We start from the raw sequence: 17248 nt of genomic DNA on the forward strand, positions 1-17248 counted from the left end.
CCTTTTATCTTTCTTGCAGTCTTATTCTTTTGCTTTCATTCCGGACTCCGTCAGCCCCTCCTGCGCCAGCATGGTATGCAGGACGGAAATATCGGTTGCAACATCCCAGGCCGTATCCTCAAACAGGCTGTCCAGCAGCTTTTCAAAAGCTACATTCAGCGTATCCAGCGTCTTTTCGATTTCACACTTTCCGCTTGTGATGTTTTCGCCCTGGACAGGCTGCTTATCCAGTTCTTCATAGGCATCCAGGAGCTTCACTGTGGTGGGAAGGTAATATTCCATAAATTTATGAAGATCCGGGGCGAATTCCGGATGCTCCTTCACCCTCTGGAAAATTTTCTCCACAATCATCTGCATATGGGAAATTTTCTCAGATATCTCTTCTCCCTTGATGGCATCGTTGCTTTCTTTTATCTGGATAATATATTCATTCCCCGTCCGGATCATTTCCTTCACTTCATCGGAAAGCCCGTCCGTTGCTTTTTTCATTTCCAGCACTTTCTCTTTTTCCTGCTTCTGGCGTTCCTCCAGCTGCAGCTGTGTGTCTTCATATTGCCGGTAGGTTTCATGGCTGACGATAAGGCATGTCCCAAGGCGATCCATATGCCCCTGCTTGAACCAGCCTATTTTTATCAGCTTCTGGAGGTCATTGCGGACAAATTTTTCATTTTTGCCAACCGCTTCCGCAAGCTCCTTCACGCTGCAGTAGGTCCTGCCCTTCAGGCCGTCCACATATTTGCGGAACCTTTTTACCCTTCCCAGAATGGAAGTCCCCTTCCACGCCATGAGGGAGGAACCGCCCAGAACTACGGCCAGAACCGCGATCGCCACGCTCATGCCTCCCACCCAGGTGCTTGCAAGGCCCACCAGGGCGATTATCAGGATTCCCACCGCCGAACAGCCGGCAACCGTAAAGCCCACCGCAGACAAGGCGGTTCCGCCCGCCTGGGATCCGAAGGTCTTGGCATAGAGGGGATGCTGCATCAGGCTGTTTCTTGCTGATGAAAAGGCATTCTGCACCGATGTCCCCGGGCCGTTCTGTGCCGGACGGTTATACTGCCACTGTCCCGACGGATTGTTTCCGTAGGGAATACCGCCCTGCCGTCCCCAGGAACCGGCCTGACCCGGATTCCCCTGGGGCGCAGCGCCCTGTCCCGGCCCGGCCGCATTTCCCTGGCGCCAGCCGCCCGCCCCGTTATTGGGAAAAGGACCGGCTGGATTAGGTCCCTGCGGCTGTCCCGGCCGTACGCCGGGCCCGTTGGTATAAGGGGGCCCCCATTGCCCGTTATGATTCTGACCGGGGTCATTCGGGTTCTCATACCCCAGGTTCTTCTTTATGCTTCTGCTGATATTGTCAATCCCGTCCGACACCGTACGGCATATATTTTCATTCAGTTTTCTGAAATCCTGTGACCTGACAGCGTCATCCACCATATCCCTGATATTGTTCCCCAGGTCTGTCCAATCTTTATCGCTCATATTATTCTCCCAGTCTCTGTCCGTTACAGCCCGGTCCGTTCCATCTCCCCGTCTCATCCAAGATAAACGTCTGGATAAATTATATATGATATGCTATAAAAAATCAACGAAACCAACGGTTAAAATCCTAATGATTTTCTTAAGAAAGCCTTCAGAAACAATTCCGAAGGCTTTCCCGGCGGTATTTGGTGTCCTTTTTACAGTAAAATCAGAACTGGCTGTCTCTCGCACACAATCCGGCTTTTCCATAATATCCCAGGAAGGCGGTTTCCGCACACAGCCGATCCGGCGGCATCCGTTGTTTTTTCACTTTATCCGTTCCGAATATATCGCACAGCTCCATCATATCCTGCACCACTTCCCTGCCAAGCGGATTATAGGGGGAAGGGTTATAGGGGGTGCCGAAGGGATAACCGCCCTCCTGCTCCATATGCCCTCCCAGCAGCACATAATCGTCCATCTCTTCCAGACGTCCGTACAGACGCTCCAGATTTTTCTTATATTCCTGCAGGGATATCACAGGATCCAGCTGCAGCAGGACCATCTGCCCGGATCCGATAGCATCTCCTGTAAAAATCACCTTATGGGTATGATCGATAAAGAGTACGCTGCCCGGCGTATGTCCCGGCAGTTCCATCACCTCAATCCCCAGCCCGCCCAGATCGATCACGGTTCCGTCGGGAATATCCTGCAGGGAGTCATAGGCGATAGCCCTTCCCTCCAGCATGGTATGTTTCATCTTTTCCAGCGGCTCCTTCTCTTTGGCAGACAGATATACTGTCGGGAATTCGTCCGCATGGTACATATGGTCCCCATGGCAATGGGTAAGCGCCAGTTCCAGCGGCAGAGGAGTTATTTTCCTGATCCAGGGGGTTACCGGTTCCGGCCCCATGCCGGTATCGATGACCAGTGCCGCCGTATTTCCTTCCACCACATAGAAAGAGCTTCCCGTGTAATCCTGCAGCTTCCATACACCGGGGCGGAGCATTTCAATGCGGTAGCCCTCCCTCTTGCTGCGGACAAACATCCACGGAAGAACCTCCTTGTCCTCCAGAAACTCTTCCCCGGTCATTTCCGGCCTGCAGGAATAAAGCACCCGTTCATTTCCTGCCGCCCGCAGGCTTCTTGCCAGCGTGAGACACCCATGGAGCAGCTTTCCCTGGGAGGACCAGATCTGTCCGCCCGCCGGACAATAGCTGTCGTCCTCACGGCCGAATATCCAGACCGGCACATAGGAGGCCCTTCTTACCTTCCAGGTCTGCCCTGCCCCGCCTGACACCGCTGCGGCAGCAAATAAATCCGGATAGGCTCCCATCATTTCCCACAGCATATCGGCCGCCCTCCCGGCTCCCATCCCGTAAATCCGGCTCACATCAATCGGGAATTCCTCCACCAGGGAACGCATCTGCTCCGCGATGTCCATATGTTCCGTATCCTTGTCCACCGATACCTGCCAGAAAAAACAGGGGTATTTTTCCTGATCCCAATGCTGCTTTTTCCCGTCGCTTTCCATATAAAGAAGAAGCGGATAGCCTTCCCCGGCTTTTTCCCTGCTAAAATCCGCAGGTTTTTCCAAATACGTCTTATTCTTGTTTTCCATCCCCATACCTCCTGGTAATTTGACTTCTGCTGTCCCTTGTCAACTGTTCAGACCTGTCTGAACGGTTATGCCCTTTATTGCCTTCCCTCCTCTTTTAAGCACAAAAAACCGCCCTGCGGCGGTTTTTTGTTCTGTGTTACTTATCTTTGCTATCTGCCGTACAGTCTTGTCAGCCCGCGGATGTACTCCGCAAGCTCCTGGCTGCACTGTCCTTTTTTCAGACGCCATTTCCAGTTCTCCCCCAACGTTGACGGGGTGTTGATACGGGCCTCGGCCCCAAGGCCCAGCCAGTCCTGAACCGGTATAACAGCAGTGTCGGAAACGCTGGAAAGCGCCGCCCTTACCATGGCTTCCGGCACGTCCTTGTTTCTTTTTACGTTAAGATACTGCTTGGCAAAGGCCCGATCGGCCCTGCCTATTTCCTCCACCCAGGCCGTTGTGGTCTGGTTATCATGGGTCCCCGTATACACCACGCTGTTCCTGGTATAGTTGTGGGGCAGATAATCGCTCTCTTCCCTGGGATCAAAAGCAAACTGCAGCACCTTCATCCCCGGATAACCTGTCTTTTTTACCATGCTAAGAACCGCCGGGGTCAGGTATCCCAGATCTTCGGCGATTACTTCTTTCTTCCCCAGTTCCTGCTTCAGGGTACGGAAAAAGTCGTAATCAGGCCCTTTTTCCCAATGCCCGAACTCCGCTGTGGGATCTCCGTACGGAATGGAATAGTAGGATTCAAAACCGCGGAAATGATCGATCCGCAGGATATCATACAGCTTATAGCAATAGGAAATCCGTTTTATCCACCAGGCAAAGCCCGTTTCCTTATGATATTCCCAACGGTAAAGGGGATTCCCCCAAAGCTGCCCGGTTGCGGAAAACGCATCCGGCGGACAGCCTGCCACCGCCAGAGGGGTACAGTCTTCGTCCAACTGGAAAAGCTCCGGGTTTGCCCAGGTATCCGCTCCGTCCAGGGCCACATAAATGGGAATGTCGCCCACAATGAGGATTCCCTTTTTATTGGCATAACTCTTTAAAGCAAGCCATTGCTTCGTAAACAGGAACTGCTGGAATTTATAGAAAGCAATCTCCTGTGAAAGCTTCTTTCGCAGCTTGGCCAGCGCTTCTTCCTTACGGAGCTTGACATCCTCCTCCCAGGTCAGGAAGCTCGCGCCCCCCAGAGAATCCTTCACAGCCATATATAAAGAATAGTCCTCCAGCCAGAACGCATTTTCTTTTGCAAATTCCTGATACTCCGGCTTCTCTTCTATGCCGCTTCTGTCAAAAGCCTTTTTCAGGATCCGGAACCGGGAATGATACATCTTTTCGTAATCGACATAACATTCATCCTCTCCAAAATCCATTTTATCACATTCTGCACGGGTAATCCAGCCTTCTTCCACAAGGCTTTCCAAATCAATGAAATACGGGTTCCCTGCGAAGGTGGAGAAGGACTGGTACGGGGAATCCCCGTACCCTGTCGGTCCCAGGGGCAGTATCTGCCACAGCTTCTGCCCCGCGCTTTCCAGAAAATCCACAAATTCATATGCTTCCTTCGAAAAGGATCCGATTCCGTATTCCGAAGGAAGGCTGGACACCGGCATTAAAATACCACTTCTTCTCATTTCTGCTCCCATCTGTACGCCCCTCTGTCCGCTTTTGCGCACGAATCCTAATCAGTCTAATTTCCAGATATCCCTGTTATATTCCCTGATGGTTCTGTCAGAAGAGAAGAAGCCGGCTTTGGCAATATTAACAAGCATCATCTTTTTCCATTTTTCCCTGTCCTTATAATCTTCCAGCATCTTATCCTTGACGGCGATATAATCCTCCAGATCAAGCAGGGTCATAAACCAGTCCTTATTCAGAAGCTCTTTGTACAGGCGTTCCAGATTCTCCTTATGACCGGCCTTCATGGCCTGTTCCCCTATGATGAAGTCCACCGCTTCCTTGATAACCGGGCTTTTTTTGTAATAATCTTTCGATACGTAATCGGCTTTCTCATAATGGGCAATGACGGTCTCGGAATCTTTTCCGAAAATGTATATATTGTCCTCCCCCACCAGATCATGGATTTCCACATTGGCGCCGTCCGCGGTTCCCAGTGTCACGGCACCGTTGAGCATGAATTTCATATTGCCGGTCCCGGATGCTTCCTTGGAAGCAAGGGATATCTGCTCGGAAATATCGCAGGCGGGAATCAGCTTTTCCGCATAGCTAACATTGTAATTCTCCACCATAACAATCTTCATATATTTGCCTGCTTCCGGATCGTTGTTCACGATATCCTGCAGCACCAGAAGCAGGTGGATGATATCCTGGGCAATGATATATGCGGGCGCCGCCTTGGCTCCAAAGATATAGGTAACCGGAACGGAGGGTTTCTTGCCCCTCTTGATCTCCAGATATTTATGGATGATATACAGCGCGTTCATCTGCTGGCGTTTGTATTCATGGAGTCTCTTGGCCTGAATATCAAATACGGAATCCGGATTGATTTCCACCCCTTCCTTTTCCTGTATAAAAGCCGCCAGCTTCTTTTTATTATCCACTTTAATCGCTTCCAGACGGTCCAGGAAGTTCTTGTCGTTTATATACGCCAGAAGCTTCTCCAGTTCATCCGCGTTCTTTTTAAATCCGTTTCCGATCCCTTCCCCGATCAGGGCGGTCAGTTCTTTATTACAGGAAAGCAGCCATCTGCGGAAGGTGATACCGTTTGTCTTGTTGTTGAACTTTTCCGGATAAATCTCATAAAAATGATGAAGCTCCGTTTCCTCCAGGATCTGGGTATGGATAGCCGCCACACCGTTTACGGAAAAGCCGTAATGGATATCCATGTGCGCCATATGGACTCTTTTGTCCTTATCGATAATCTGTACCTTGGGATCCTTGAATTCAGCCTTTATCCGCTTATCCAGCTCGTCAATGATGGGGATGAGCTGAGGCACTACTTTCTGCAGGTAGGCATAGGGCCATTTTTCCAGAGCCTCCGCCAGGATCGTATGGTTGGTATAAGCGCAGGTTTTGCTCACCACTTCAATCGCCTCATCTATGGTAAACGCCTTATCCTCCACCAGGATACGGATTAATTCCGGAATAATCATGGAAGGGTGGGTATCATTGATCTGGATCACCGCATGCTCATGCAGCTTGCGCAGATCATAATGCTTCTCCCTCATCTCTTTTAATATCAGCTGCGCCGCGTTGCTCACCATGAAATACTGCTGGTAAATACGGAGCAGATTGCCGGCCTCATCCGAATCGTCCGGATACAGGAACAGTGTGAGGTTCTTTTCCACGTCCTCTTTATCAAAGGTGATTCCGTCTTTTACCAAATCCTCATCCACAGATTCCAAATCGAACAGACGCAGCTTGTTAACGCCGCTGTCATACCCTATGACATCTATGTCATAAAGCCGGGAGGTCACTTTTTTCTTTCCAAAATATACGTCAAAGCTGGTGTCGGTTTTATTCAGCCAGGACTGCTTTTCCAGCCACGCGTCCTTTTCCGCCGTCTGCAGCTTATCCTTGAAAACCTGACGGAACAGGCCGAAATGATAATTCAGGCCGATCCCTTCCCCCGGCAGCCCCAGGGTAGCGATGGAATCCAGGAAGCAGGCCGCAAGCCTGCCAAGCCCGCCGTTGCCAAGGGAAGGCTCCGGTTCCGCTTCTTCTATCCGGGACAGCTCCCTTCCTTTTTCCTTCAGGATGCTTTCCACCTTGTCATAAACCCCCAGGTTAATCAGGTTATTGGAAAGCAGCTTGCCGATAAGGAATTCTGCGGAAATATAATAAACCTTTTTCTTTCCGTCCGTAGGGATTGTGGCATGCATCAGCCCCTTTGTCAGGTTCAGGATCACGTAATACAGCTCCTGATCCGATATCTCCGCAATTTTTTTCCCGTACATTTCCTGTGCCAGAGCTTCCATTTCCTGCTCCAGCCGTTCCTCCAGTATTTCTCTCTGAATTGTATCCATTAATGCCATTGTTCTTCCTCCTGGTCTCTGCATTTACTATTTTAACATATAATATCCAGATATTGCATTCTTATGATGGAATAATCAAGAAGGACTTCCCGTCCTTCCCCGCCTTCCAGAAGCCGGGACATCTCTTCCATGGCTTCGGCGGATACCCTGTAAAAATCCTGTCTCACCGTATTCATCTGTTTTCCTGCATACCCCATTAAAGTGATGCCGTCGAAGCCGCAGACCGGCCGGAAAATATCCATCTCCTGCAAGGCCCTCATGGCACCGATAGCCATTAGATCCGAGGCGCATACCACGATATCCCTGCTGCGGGCATACTGGAAGGTCAGCTGTCTGGCTTTCTTTTCACTGAATTCCCCCTGCCTGACAAATAAGGACAGGTTTTCTTCCTCCGCGAGGCGTTTCATGCCGTTCAGCCTGGCCCCGGTAACAAAGCCGTTTTTCTTGCCTGCAATATAAAGAATCCGTTTCCCTTTGTTTTCCAGGACTGTTTTCTTCGCCACATCGTATTGGGCCTTTTCATGGTCAATCTGCACCGAAGAAGTATAGGGGTTGACAAACGGGGCATCCACTACCACGATCCGGAAATGCTGCTCTTCTACCAGCTTGTGCAGTACCTTATCTTCACGGCTCATTCCGTAAATAATAATCCCTTCAATGCTCTGTGCCTTAAGATAATTGACGATTCCCATAACGTCCCTGTCTCTTATCATGGAAAAAAACACGGTGATGACATCCAGCTTCCTTTCCTGTGCTTTATTAATCGCTCCGGAAAGATACTGCATATCAATTTCGTCAATCGCCTGGGTCTGGGTATTCAGATTCAGCAGCAGGGCCACTCTGCCCGCCTGCTTGGATGACAACGCGGAAGCTATGGTGTTCGGTGTAAAATGAAGCTCCCTGATCGCTTCATTAACCCTGGCTTTCGTTTCTTCACTTACATTGGGATATTGGTTTAATACTTTGGAAACGGTGGAAATTGCCACTCCCGCCTTCTGTGCCACATCCCTGATGGAAGCCATTTCATCCCTCCTTTTTCCTGCGTTTTCCTCTTACGGTTTTCGGAAAACGTTTTCCCTGTTGTTCAAATCATACTCCATCCGTTTCCTCTTGTCAAGCCCGGAAATCGCCCGGATACCGTTCACGGCACAAAGGGCCTTGAACGGTATCCGGGCGATTCCTTCCGTACAAAAAATGGCTGTAGGTAAAGCAACGTATTACGCCGCCTTTCCTACAGCCACCTCATTCGTTATGTACAATCCGTTTCAGACTCTGGTTTCTTTTGCACTGTTCAGCGCATCCTGTATCTGCTTCTTGGCTTCCGGATCCGCCTCTACCATCAGCTGATGTCTGACCCTGGTCTTCATATATTCCGTATCAATAACCAACGCTGCCTTGCAGGCTGCAACCCTTACCCGTGCATCTTCATGCTCGAGATAGTGAGTAATCTGATTAAAAGAGTCCTCATCTCCTATCGATCCCAATGCTTCCAATGCAGCTACAAGTACATCGCTGTCCGCTTTACCCATCATTTTAATAATGGGAGCTGTTTTTTTCTTTTCTACAAATTTTTGGATTTTTGCTAATTCTTTCTGATCACTCATCTTGACCGCCTCCTGAATTTTCTCGGGGCTGCGGCTTTTGCCACATCCGTCAAATGCCCGCCCTCTTGGTAAAGCGCCTGCTATTCTGGCTTATATTCAGGTCAGCACAGCCGGTGTCTTACTCGATATATATAACTGTATACCCCAAATGTGTCTAAATTGTGTCCATGTTCTAAAAATACTATAAATCCGACTAAAAAAGTACTGTCATCTATATAATTTGTATAAAAACGGAAGAAGCAGCACCGGTTAACCGATACTGCTTCTTCCATAAAGCTTCTATACTTATTATTTTCTAACAAGATGACGGGGAACACCGTTGATATACAGCGGCTGCAGTTCACCCATGATAAGAGGTCTTGCATACTTCTCGTAGCCTTCGTTCACATCACAGCCGTCTTCGGTAATCCATTCTGCCGGAACAGGTCTTTCCACATTGGCAATTGCATGGATATCATAAGCGCTGGTACCGCACTGGTAAGGATCGTCTCCGTTTCTGTCCAGAGTGATCATCATGCCGGTCTTTCCTTCTTCTGCAGCAACAACCGCATCATGTCCCACCTGGAAGGCTTCGTTGATATCTGTGAGGGAAGCAAGATGGGTAGCAGCACGCTGCAGGGTGGAGAATTCTACCGCACGGGTCTTCAGTCCTGTCTCCGCAGCCACTTTGTTAGCCAGAGTAGCGGCACAGCCGGAAAGCTGCTTATGTCCGAATGCATCCACGAAATCGGAAGCATTGCCCAGTTCACATACGAAACGTCCGTCAGCCAGAGCAATTCCTTCGGAAACAGCGATTACAACGGAGGATTTGGTTGCTGCCAGATGTTTTACCTTTTCCATGAACTTGTCCATATCAAAGGTAACTTCAGGAAGGTAGATTGCATCCGGTCCGGTACAGTCATCCCCGCGGCTCAGAGCTGCTGCTGCGGTCAGCCAACCTGCATGGCGGCCCATGATCTCCACGATACAGATGGTGGGCTTCTCCACACCAAAGGATTCGTTGTCGCGGATGATTTCTTTCATGCTGGTTGCGATATATTTAGCTGCGGAACCATATCCGGGGCAGTGATCGGTTACCGGCAGGTCATTGTCAATCGTCTTGGGAACGCCCATGAAGCGCTGGGGTTTGTTATGAGCTGCTGCATAATCGGACAGCATCTTCACCGTATCCATGGAATCATTTCCGCCTGCATAGAACAGACATTCAATGTCATGCTTTTCCATGATTTCAAATACTTTCTCATATACTTCCTCATGTCCTTCAATCTTAGGCATTTTAAAACGGCAGGAGCCTAAAAATGCGGAAGGAGTTCTCTTCAGTAATTCGATACCTGTTTCGTCATCCAGATACTCTCCAAGGTCGATCAGGTTGTCCTGTAAGAATCCCTGAATACCATGAACCATACCATAGATTTTCTTTACTCCAAGCTTCTTGGCTGCGGCGTATACGCCTGCAACGGAAGAGTTGATTACGGCTGTCGGTCCGCCGGACTGTCCAACTACAATGTTTCCTCTCATTTTGACATCTCCTTTTAAAATTCTTAAAAAAATAGTTTTCTTTGCATAGATCGTTAAAATTATAGCAGATTCATTTCCCTATTACAAGTGCAAGTCTTAGAAAAAGTTGAATGCGCAGTAAAGGGCATATATGCCTAAAAGCACGGCTCCCTGGACACGGCTCCCTTTTTTCCGGAACAGGATAGGCAGGATGAGCACGGCCATGAGCAGCGCCCCGAGAGGTGCGTCCACACGTACGGTCTGCATTTCCAGTTCCATACCGGTTATCGTGGCGGGAATACCGATTACAAGCAGCATATTCAGTATATTGGCCCCTATAATATTTCCCAGCCCCACGTTTTCGCATCCCTTAATCAGGGACATAATCGTCGTTACCAGCTCCGGCAGAGACGTCCCCAGAGCGATGGCGGTTACGGCGATGACACGCTCCGGCACCCCCAGATAGCCGGCAATGATGATACCGTTGTCCACCAGCAGGTTGGCGCCTAAAAACAAAAGCACCGCACAGAACGCCAGCATCATGAGGTTCCGGGGAAGGGATATCTTTTTCAGCTCCGCCAGGCTTTCTTCGGTTTCTGCCGTGACCTCCTCTTCGGATTTGGCACGCACCATATTCAGCCATGCGTACAGTAAAAACAGGCACAGAAGCACAATTCCGCTCAGCCTGTCAAAGCTTCCGGTAAACCAGCCGTATGCAGTCAAGGCCAATATCGAAACGAAGAAAAACAGACACCGCCACGCAAGTGAGGTGAATTCCACCTTCTTTACCGGCCGGATAAGCTGGGCAAAACCCGCGATTAAGGCCGTATTACATATTATCGAGCCGAAAGCATTCCCCGCGCTGATTGCGGCAGAACCATCAAAAGCCGCCGTCGTAGACACCAGGATCTCCGGCAGGGTTGTACCTATGCTCACTATCGTAGCCCCCACAACAATCTGGGGGATCCCGATCTTTTTAGCCAGTGCCACCGACGCATCCACCAGCTTGTCTCCGCCGAAGCAGATTAACACAAGCCCTGCAACAAATAATAAAATTACTGAAACCATTTACCAGTCCTCCAAATCGCCTTTTTTATCACATTCTGACGAACAGTTTTCAGTATACCTTTCCTCTGTCCGATCCGTCAAGCGGATTAGTATCGCTTCTCTTCCGAATCATGGATAAGTTATCTCATTAATTTATTAGTGACTTGCCTGTGGAAAAAATGTATAATCCTATCCATAGGCTGACAGCTTCTTTCATACGGGGAACAATTACAGCCCGACACAAAAGAACAGGAAATGCAGGGAAAATACACACGCATATTCCTATAATATAATTACGGTGTGACAAGGAATGAGGATGTTTATGAACGGATGGAATGAGGGTATTACCAATGCGATAGCATATATAGAAGATAATCTGACGGAAGATATGGATATCAATGATATTGCCGGCAAAGCCTATGTATCAAGCTTTTACTTCCAAAAAATCTTTCATGTACTATGCGGATTCACAGTTGGTGAATATATCCGAAACCGCCGTCTGACACTTGCTGCCCAGGAGCTATGTTCTACTAATATAAAAGTGATTGATGTTGCCCTGAAATATCGTTACGAATCACCGGACAGCTTCACCCGGGCATTCACAAAGTTCCATGGAATAACTCCTTCTGCTGCTAAAGAGCAAGGCAGCAACCTGAATTCCTTTGCTCCACTGAAAATAAAACTCACATTGGAGGGCGGTACTATGTTAGAGTACAAAATTGTTGAAAAGTCACAGTTTACAGTAATGGGAAAGCTGCGCAGGTTCCATACGGAAACTGCTTATGACGAAATCCCCATGTTTTGGAAGGAGCATATGACAAGCTTGGAAAACAAGACGGTATGTGGTATGTACGGAATATGTATGGACATTGACGGAAAGAACTTTGATTACTTAATTGCCGATAATTATATTCCATGGAATGAGGTTCCGGATGATTATGTAACAAAAGTAATTCCTGCAGGTACCTGGGCTATATTCCCCTGCCATGGTGCATTACCGAAAGCATTACAGGATGTGAATACAAAGATATGGAGTGAATGGCTGCCCTCATGCAAAACATATAAGCTTGCGGGTAACTACAATATTGAAATGTATACACCATTATGCGAGAACCCGGAAGATGATTATAACGAGATTTGGATACCTGTAGAGAAGGTGTAATCCCAAGTCACATCACAGGCTCTGCGGCACCGGCTTTCCCGCCGTAAAACCGCACATCATTAAGCCGCATCCAAAACGATTGTTACTGATTACGAAGCGAACAGTAACAATCGTTTTGTTGTCCGGAAAAATTCCCCGTAAACGGCTATTGAGTTTCCCAAATAAACCCTTTATAATAGGAAGAAGCCGCTTTCAGGCTGTTATTTACACCGGTCAAACGGGCAGGAGGAATGTATGAAAAAGCAGACAGCAAATCAGATTACAGAAGGGGTTATTTGGAAGCAGCTTTTGCTTTTCTTTTTTCCCATTCTTTTCGGGACATTTTTTCAGCAGCTCTATAATACCACCGATGCTGTAATCGTGGGTAATTTTGTAGGGAAAGAGGCGCTCGCTGCGGTAGGAGGGCCTGCGTCCACTCTGATCAACCTGCTGGTTGGCTTTTTCGTAGGGCTTTCTTCAGGTGCTACCGTTATTATATCCCAGTTTTATGGGGCTAAAAATCATTCCGATGTCAAAAAAGCCGTACACACCTCTATCGCCCTTTCTCTTGCAGGGGGCGCTGTTATTATGGTTCTTGGCATTCTTTTTGCGGGGGCAGCTCTTCAGCTTATGAATACGCCGGATGATATCATGAAGCTTTCTCTGACTTATATGCGTATTTATTTCCTGGGTGTCATCCCTTCTTTGTTATATAATATGGGATCCGGTATCCTCCGTGCGGTGGGGGATGCCAAGCGTCCGTTGTATTTTTTGATTATATCGTGTTTAATAAATATTATTCTGGATGTCTTCTTTGTGGTAGTTTTAAAAATGGGTGTGGCAGGCGTGGCGATAGCCACTTCTCTTTCCCAGGTGGCGAGCGCGGTTATGGTTCTTGCGGCCCTGATACGGGCCGAGGATTCCTACAAGCTTCGTGTGCGGGAAATCCGGTTTACGCCGGGGATTCTGAAGCATATCATCCGTATAGGGCTGCCGGCCGGGCTGCAGTCCACCATGTATTCCGTTTCCAACCTGATCATCCAGGCCAGCATCAACTCGTTCGGTACGGATACGATTGCCGCATGGACCGCATACGGAAAGGTTGACGGGATTTTCTGGATGATCATGGGCGCCTATGGCGTGGCAATTACTACTTTTGCAGGTCAGAATTTCGGTGCCGGCAAATACGACAGAATCCATAAAAGCGTCAAGGTCTGCCTGGGTATGGCCGCTTTTACCAGTGTTCTGCTCAGTGCCGTCGTTTTGCTGGGAGGGCGGATTTTCTTCCGGCTGTTTACCTCGGACGACAGTGTTATCGACATCGGGCTTCATATGATGGCCGTCATTTCCCCGAGCTATATCACTTATATCTGTATCGAGATATTGGGGGGTACGGCAAGAGGCTGCGGGGATTCCATCATTCCCATGCTCCTTACCTGCTTCGGTATCTGCGTCCTGCGCGTCATCTGGATTCTCGTGATTGTCCCGTTCCGTCCGGAGGTTTCTACGGTGGCATTCAGCTATCCGCTGACCTGGACGGTAACCTCGGTTATGTTCATCGTCTATTATTTGAGAGGCAACTGGCTGAAGCGCAGCCGGGGCCTTACATAAACAGAAAAAAAGGATCCGGCAGCCGGATCCTTTTTTCTGTCCATTTGTCACGTAACAGAGGCGGCGGAAAATTCCGCAAGAAAGGCCTGGTAATCCTTTGCGGGCATGGGTTTGGAAAATACATATCCCTGGATATAGTCACAGCCCATTTTTTTCAGCAGCTCCACCAGTTCGCTGTCCTCGACGCCTTCGGCCACCGTTTCCATGTTCAGGGCCTCCGCCAGCTTCATCATACAGGAAATCACAGCCAGCCCTCTCTCATCCTCTTTCCCTTTTTCAAAAAACCGTCTGTCAAATTTCAGAACATCCATGGGGATATCCTTTACGATATTCAAAGAGGACTGTTCCGCGCCAAAATCATCCATGGCACAGGGAAAACCCGCTTCCTTCAGCCCGTCCACAATCTCCCGGAACACCTCATGATTTTCCACAATAACGCTTTCGGTGAATTCCAGCTCAATACCTCCCCGGGGAATATGGTATGCTTCCTTTATCCGGCTGAAGCTTTCCACAAAATCGGGCTGCAGCATGGTCATGCGGGATACGTTTACCGTGACACACAGCGGCCTGCCGTCCTTTTCCCGCCAGTCCTGCACGTACCGGCAGGCATGCTCAAACATATACCGGTCGAGTTTTGCAATAATCCCTTCCCGCTCCAGTATAGGGATAAATACAGAAGGATATGCAAGACAGCCGTCGGTCCCTTTCCACCGGACAAGCGCTTCCGCACGGAGGCATCGCGCAGGTCTCAGGGATACCTGGGGCTGGAGGTACATAACGAACTCCTCCCTGTCCATAGCTTCCCGTACCGCCGATTCCATCTGCATTTCGTTGACCGCACTGCTTCGCATAGATTCACTGTACACAGCCATATGGCTGCCGGACAGAGGTTTGACACTTTTTTCCGCCATATTGGCCCTGTCCAGCATTTCATTCAGACTGAGCCTGTCTTCGGGATTTTCCATCAGATAGGCCCCGCAGGCGAATTCCACGCGCACGCCTTTATAATCCTGAGCAAACAGCTCCAGCGTATCCGCCATATTCCGGAAGCGCCTCTCCAGCTCGTTTTCATCCCTGTAGCATCGCAGTACCACAAATTTATCCCCGGAAATACGCCCGAAGGTTTCCCACGGCTCCATGGTCCGGGCAATGGACTGCGCCCAGTACTTCAGGAATTTGTCCCCCGTTTCATAACCGAATACATCATTTATGTATTTGAATTTTTTAAGGTCCGAGTACCACAGGACATACTTTTTATCGGTATTTTCCTGTAACAGTTTCAGCGCATTCTTTTTAAAGCCTTCGAAATTCAGATACCCTGTGGTCCCGTCATAATACATGATTCTTTGATTTTCCAGCTTCAGTTCTTCCTTCATCAGGAATGCGGAAGTATAATCGGCAAGCATGTTCAGCAGGGAAAGCTCCGTCCAGTATCTGGTAATGTTCTTCAGGCCCATAAATCCCAGGAGCCGTTTCCCCGCACAAATAGGGGTGAGGCAGAAGGATTGCGTGCCGCTCTCCTTCAGCACCTGATAGCTGGTATCATCCCTCCCGGCCAGCTGCGCAGCATCCTTGACGATAACCTGCTTCCCGCCGGCAAGAAGCTCCTCCCAATAGGAGCGAAGCCGGAAGGAGGGGAGTTTTTTATCCATCGTCCGTATTGTCTCCTGCTTCTGATCCCAGCGGATCACCTTTCCCGACTGGATAAAAAAATGCATAAACCCTTCTTCCGCTCCAAAAAAGCGGCACATCTTGGAAAGCAGCTCCCTGGCGGCTCCTGAGGCCTCCTTTTGATCCAGCAGGGAACGCATGCAGGAGGCAAGGACATTCTGTCCGTTCAGGCTTCTTTGCAGCACCTCATCCGTCCTCTCCGGCCCGGAAACATCCATGACCACTTCCATTCGGACTGTTTTCCCCTCCCATTCCACAAGCTTGTCCTTCAGAATATAGTCGCCGTTGATGATATCATTATGATGCTTCCAGATATAATACTGCTCTCTGCTGAGGATGTCATTCGTACAGAAAGGACAAGGCTCCGTCCTGCCCTGCAGTACCTGATAGCATTTTTTTCCCTGGTAATCTCCCCATGTCCGTTTTATCTTGCCGGGATCAACCACATTGATCAGGTACAGCTCATAGGTAACCGGATCGCTCAGATAAATAAAATCTTCATTTGACTCCAACGTCAGCTTTTCGGAAAAACCCAGTGCATACTTCTCCAGCATATGGGTAAAAACTGCCGACTCCCCGGACAGTCCCACATATCCGTCCATCTCTTCCGTAACCTGCCTTTTCGTATTTTTTGTTCCTTCTATCTCTCTATTATAAATAGCACAGGAAAAAAAGCAATGTCTTTTCATCCCTTCCTTTTTGCGGTATTATAATAGTAAGAAGGGTAACTGTTCCATACCTTCCCTGTTACCGGCAAGGTCACTTATGGCGTGTGTTTCTTTCCATAGAAAAGGGGGTTTTCATATGGCAAACACAATTATTACAATCGGCAGGCAGTTCGGCAGCGGCGGTCATGAAATCGGTAAAATTGCCGCCCGTGAACTAGGAATCGAATGCTACGACAGCAGGCTGATTCAAATGGCGTCCGAAAAGAGCTGTATCGGAATGGAGCACCTGAAGCCTGTGGATGAAAAGCGGGCCAATCCCTGGCTGTATACCGTGCCTTCGGATTATTCCAATGAAATGACCGGCTTCGGGCTGCCTATGAATGATATGCTGTTCAATGTACAGTCCCAGGTCATCCGTCAGCTGGCAGATAAGGAATCCTGCATCATCGTGGGCAGATGTGCCGATTCCGTACTGGAGTCCTATCCGGATGTGATTTCCATATTCATACGTGCCAATATGCCGGAACGCGTCAAACGGATTATGGAACGGCAGAACATCTCCTCCCGTGAAGCGGAATCCCTGATCAAAAAAAGGGATAAGGACAGAAGCCTCTACTACAACTTTTTTACCGACAAAAAATGGGGGCGGGCGGAAAGCTATGACCTCGTTCTTAACAGTACTACCCTGGGCGTTGATAAATGCGTCCGCCTGATTTGTTCGCTGGTTAAATAAGTATGGGGAGAAACTGTCTTTGCCAGGCAAAGCCCCGCAGCATTACAGAAGAATTTCCGGGTCCTTTTTCCCGGAAATTCTTCTTTTTTTGGCATCTTTTTAACCTTTGTAAAAAGTATGTAAAATAGGCGCCGCAGGCATGGTTTTTTCTTTTTCTTCCTATATAATAGGCAATGTAAATTGCACGTTTAATACATGTTAAGAAAGGGTAAAG

Annotated in this window: 12 protein-coding genes; 3 read left to right on the forward strand and 9 right to left on the reverse strand. The window is 48.8% G+C overall.

What is annotated here, in order from left to right; translation table 11 throughout:
* Positions 1 to 21 precede the first annotated feature (21 nt).
* The 8 genes from DXA36_RS13195 to DXA36_RS13230 form a co-directional block, all read right to left on the reverse strand.
* The gene (locus tag DXA36_RS13195) at positions 22 to 1479 is read right to left on the reverse strand and encodes a 5-bromo-4-chloroindolyl phosphate hydrolysis family protein (RefSeq protein ID WP_182479060.1); all 1458 of its coding nucleotides are present in this window, start codon (positions 1477 to 1479) and stop codon (positions 22 to 24) included.
* 208 nt (positions 1480 to 1687) lie between these two features.
* On the reverse strand, positions 1688 to 3079 hold the full coding sequence (locus DXA36_RS13200) for an MBL fold metallo-hydrolase (RefSeq protein WP_182479061.1): 1392 nt from the start codon (positions 3077 to 3079) through the stop codon (positions 1688 to 1690).
* Positions 3080 to 3228: 149 nt separating this feature from the next.
* Positions 3229 to 4701 (reverse strand): 4-alpha-glucanotransferase, encoded by a 1473-nt coding sequence (malQ, locus tag DXA36_RS13205; protein WP_118679971.1) that lies wholly within the window; start codon positions 4699 to 4701, stop codon positions 3229 to 3231.
* A 51-nt stretch (positions 4702 to 4752) separates the two neighbouring features.
* Positions 4753 to 7062, reverse strand: a complete 2310-nt coding sequence (locus tag DXA36_RS13210; RefSeq protein WP_118679906.1) for a glycogen/starch/alpha-glucan phosphorylase — start codon at positions 7060 to 7062, stop codon at positions 4753 to 4755.
* Between the two features lie 32 nt (positions 7063 to 7094).
* Positions 7095 to 8084 carry a LacI family DNA-binding transcriptional regulator gene (locus DXA36_RS13215; RefSeq protein WP_118679908.1) on the reverse strand — a complete coding sequence of 330 codons (990 nt, stop codon included), beginning with the start codon at positions 8082 to 8084 and terminating at the stop codon, positions 7095 to 7097.
* A gap of 243 nt (positions 8085 to 8327) precedes the next feature.
* Positions 8328 to 8666: a HEAT repeat domain-containing protein gene (locus tag DXA36_RS13220; RefSeq protein WP_118679910.1), complete on the reverse strand. Its 339-nt coding sequence runs from the start codon at positions 8664 to 8666 to the stop codon at positions 8328 to 8330.
* 288 nt (positions 8667 to 8954) lie between these two features.
* Positions 8955 to 10184, reverse strand: coding sequence for a 6-phosphofructokinase (locus DXA36_RS13225; RefSeq protein ID WP_118679912.1), 1230 nt, complete (start codon positions 10182 to 10184; stop codon positions 8955 to 8957).
* Between the two features lie 96 nt (positions 10185 to 10280).
* Entirely contained in the window at positions 10281 to 11231 is a 951-nt protein-coding gene (locus tag DXA36_RS13230; protein ID WP_118679914.1) for a calcium/sodium antiporter, read from the reverse strand.
* Positions 11232 to 11532: 301 nt separating this feature from the next.
* On the opposite strand from DXA36_RS13230, the gene DXA36_RS13235 reads away from it, so the two are divergent.
* Both DXA36_RS13235 and DXA36_RS13240 read left to right on the forward strand, forming a co-directional pair.
* A complete protein-coding gene (locus DXA36_RS13235) occupies positions 11533 to 12372 on the forward strand; it encodes an AraC family transcriptional regulator (protein WP_118679973.1) in 840 nt (279 codons plus the stop codon).
* Positions 12373 to 12606: 234 nt separating this feature from the next.
* Positions 12607 to 13962 carry an MATE family efflux transporter gene (locus tag DXA36_RS13240; RefSeq protein WP_118679916.1) on the forward strand — a complete coding sequence of 452 codons (1356 nt, stop codon included), beginning with the start codon at positions 12607 to 12609 and terminating at the stop codon, positions 13960 to 13962.
* 47 nt (positions 13963 to 14009) lie between these two features.
* Here the strand turns inward: DXA36_RS13240 and DXA36_RS13245 are convergent, their stop codons facing one another.
* Positions 14010 to 16322 (reverse strand): sensor domain-containing phosphodiesterase, encoded by a 2313-nt coding sequence (locus tag DXA36_RS13245; RefSeq protein WP_118679918.1) that lies wholly within the window; start codon positions 16320 to 16322, stop codon positions 14010 to 14012.
* Positions 16323 to 16437: 115 nt separating this feature from the next.
* Between DXA36_RS13245 and DXA36_RS13250 the strand changes: the two genes are divergently transcribed.
* A complete protein-coding gene (locus tag DXA36_RS13250; RefSeq protein WP_118679920.1) occupies positions 16438 to 17034 on the forward strand; it encodes a cytidylate kinase-like family protein in 597 nt (198 codons plus the stop codon).
* The last annotated feature ends 214 nt before the right edge of the window (positions 17035 to 17248 follow it).

Source organism: Eisenbergiella sp. OF01-20 (assembly GCF_003478085.1).
Lineage (GTDB): Bacteria > Bacillota > Clostridia > Lachnospirales > Lachnospiraceae > Eisenbergiella.

Bases quoted from the DNA above. Each gene is read 5' to 3' on its own strand.
- DXA36_RS13195 (WP_182479060.1), bottom strand. From the start codon at position 1,479: ATGAGCGATAAAGATTGGACAGACCTGGGGAACAATATCAGGGATATG.
- DXA36_RS13200 (WP_182479061.1), bottom strand. From the start codon at position 3,079: ATGGAAAACAAGAATAAGACGTATTTGGAAAAACCTGCGGATTTTAGC.
- malQ (WP_118679971.1), bottom strand. From the start codon at position 4,701: ATGAGAAGAAGTGGTATTTTAATGCCGGTGTCCAGCCTTCCTTCGGAA.
- DXA36_RS13210 (WP_118679906.1), bottom strand. From the start codon at position 7,062: ATGGCATTAATGGATACAATTCAGAGAGAAATACTGGAGGAACGGCTG.
- DXA36_RS13215 (WP_118679908.1), bottom strand. From the start codon at position 8,084: ATGGCTTCCATCAGGGATGTGGCACAGAAGGCGGGAGTGGCAATTTCC.
- DXA36_RS13220 (WP_118679910.1), bottom strand. From the start codon at position 8,666: ATGAGTGATCAGAAAGAATTAGCAAAAATCCAAAAATTTGTAGAAAAG.
- DXA36_RS13225 (WP_118679912.1), bottom strand. From the start codon at position 10,184: ATGAGAGGAAACATTGTAGTTGGACAGTCCGGCGGACCGACAGCCGTA.
- DXA36_RS13230 (WP_118679914.1), bottom strand. From the start codon at position 11,231: ATGGTTTCAGTAATTTTATTATTTGTTGCAGGGCTTGTGTTAATCTGC.
- DXA36_RS13235 (WP_118679973.1), top strand. From the start codon at position 11,533: ATGAACGGATGGAATGAGGGTATTACCAATGCGATAGCATATATAGAA.
- DXA36_RS13240 (WP_118679916.1), top strand. From the start codon at position 12,607: ATGAAAAAGCAGACAGCAAATCAGATTACAGAAGGGGTTATTTGGAAG.
- DXA36_RS13245 (WP_118679918.1), bottom strand. From the start codon at position 16,322: ATGAAAAGACATTGCTTTTTTTCCTGTGCTATTTATAATAGAGAGATA.
- DXA36_RS13250 (WP_118679920.1), top strand. From the start codon at position 16,438: ATGGCAAACACAATTATTACAATCGGCAGGCAGTTCGGCAGCGGCGGT.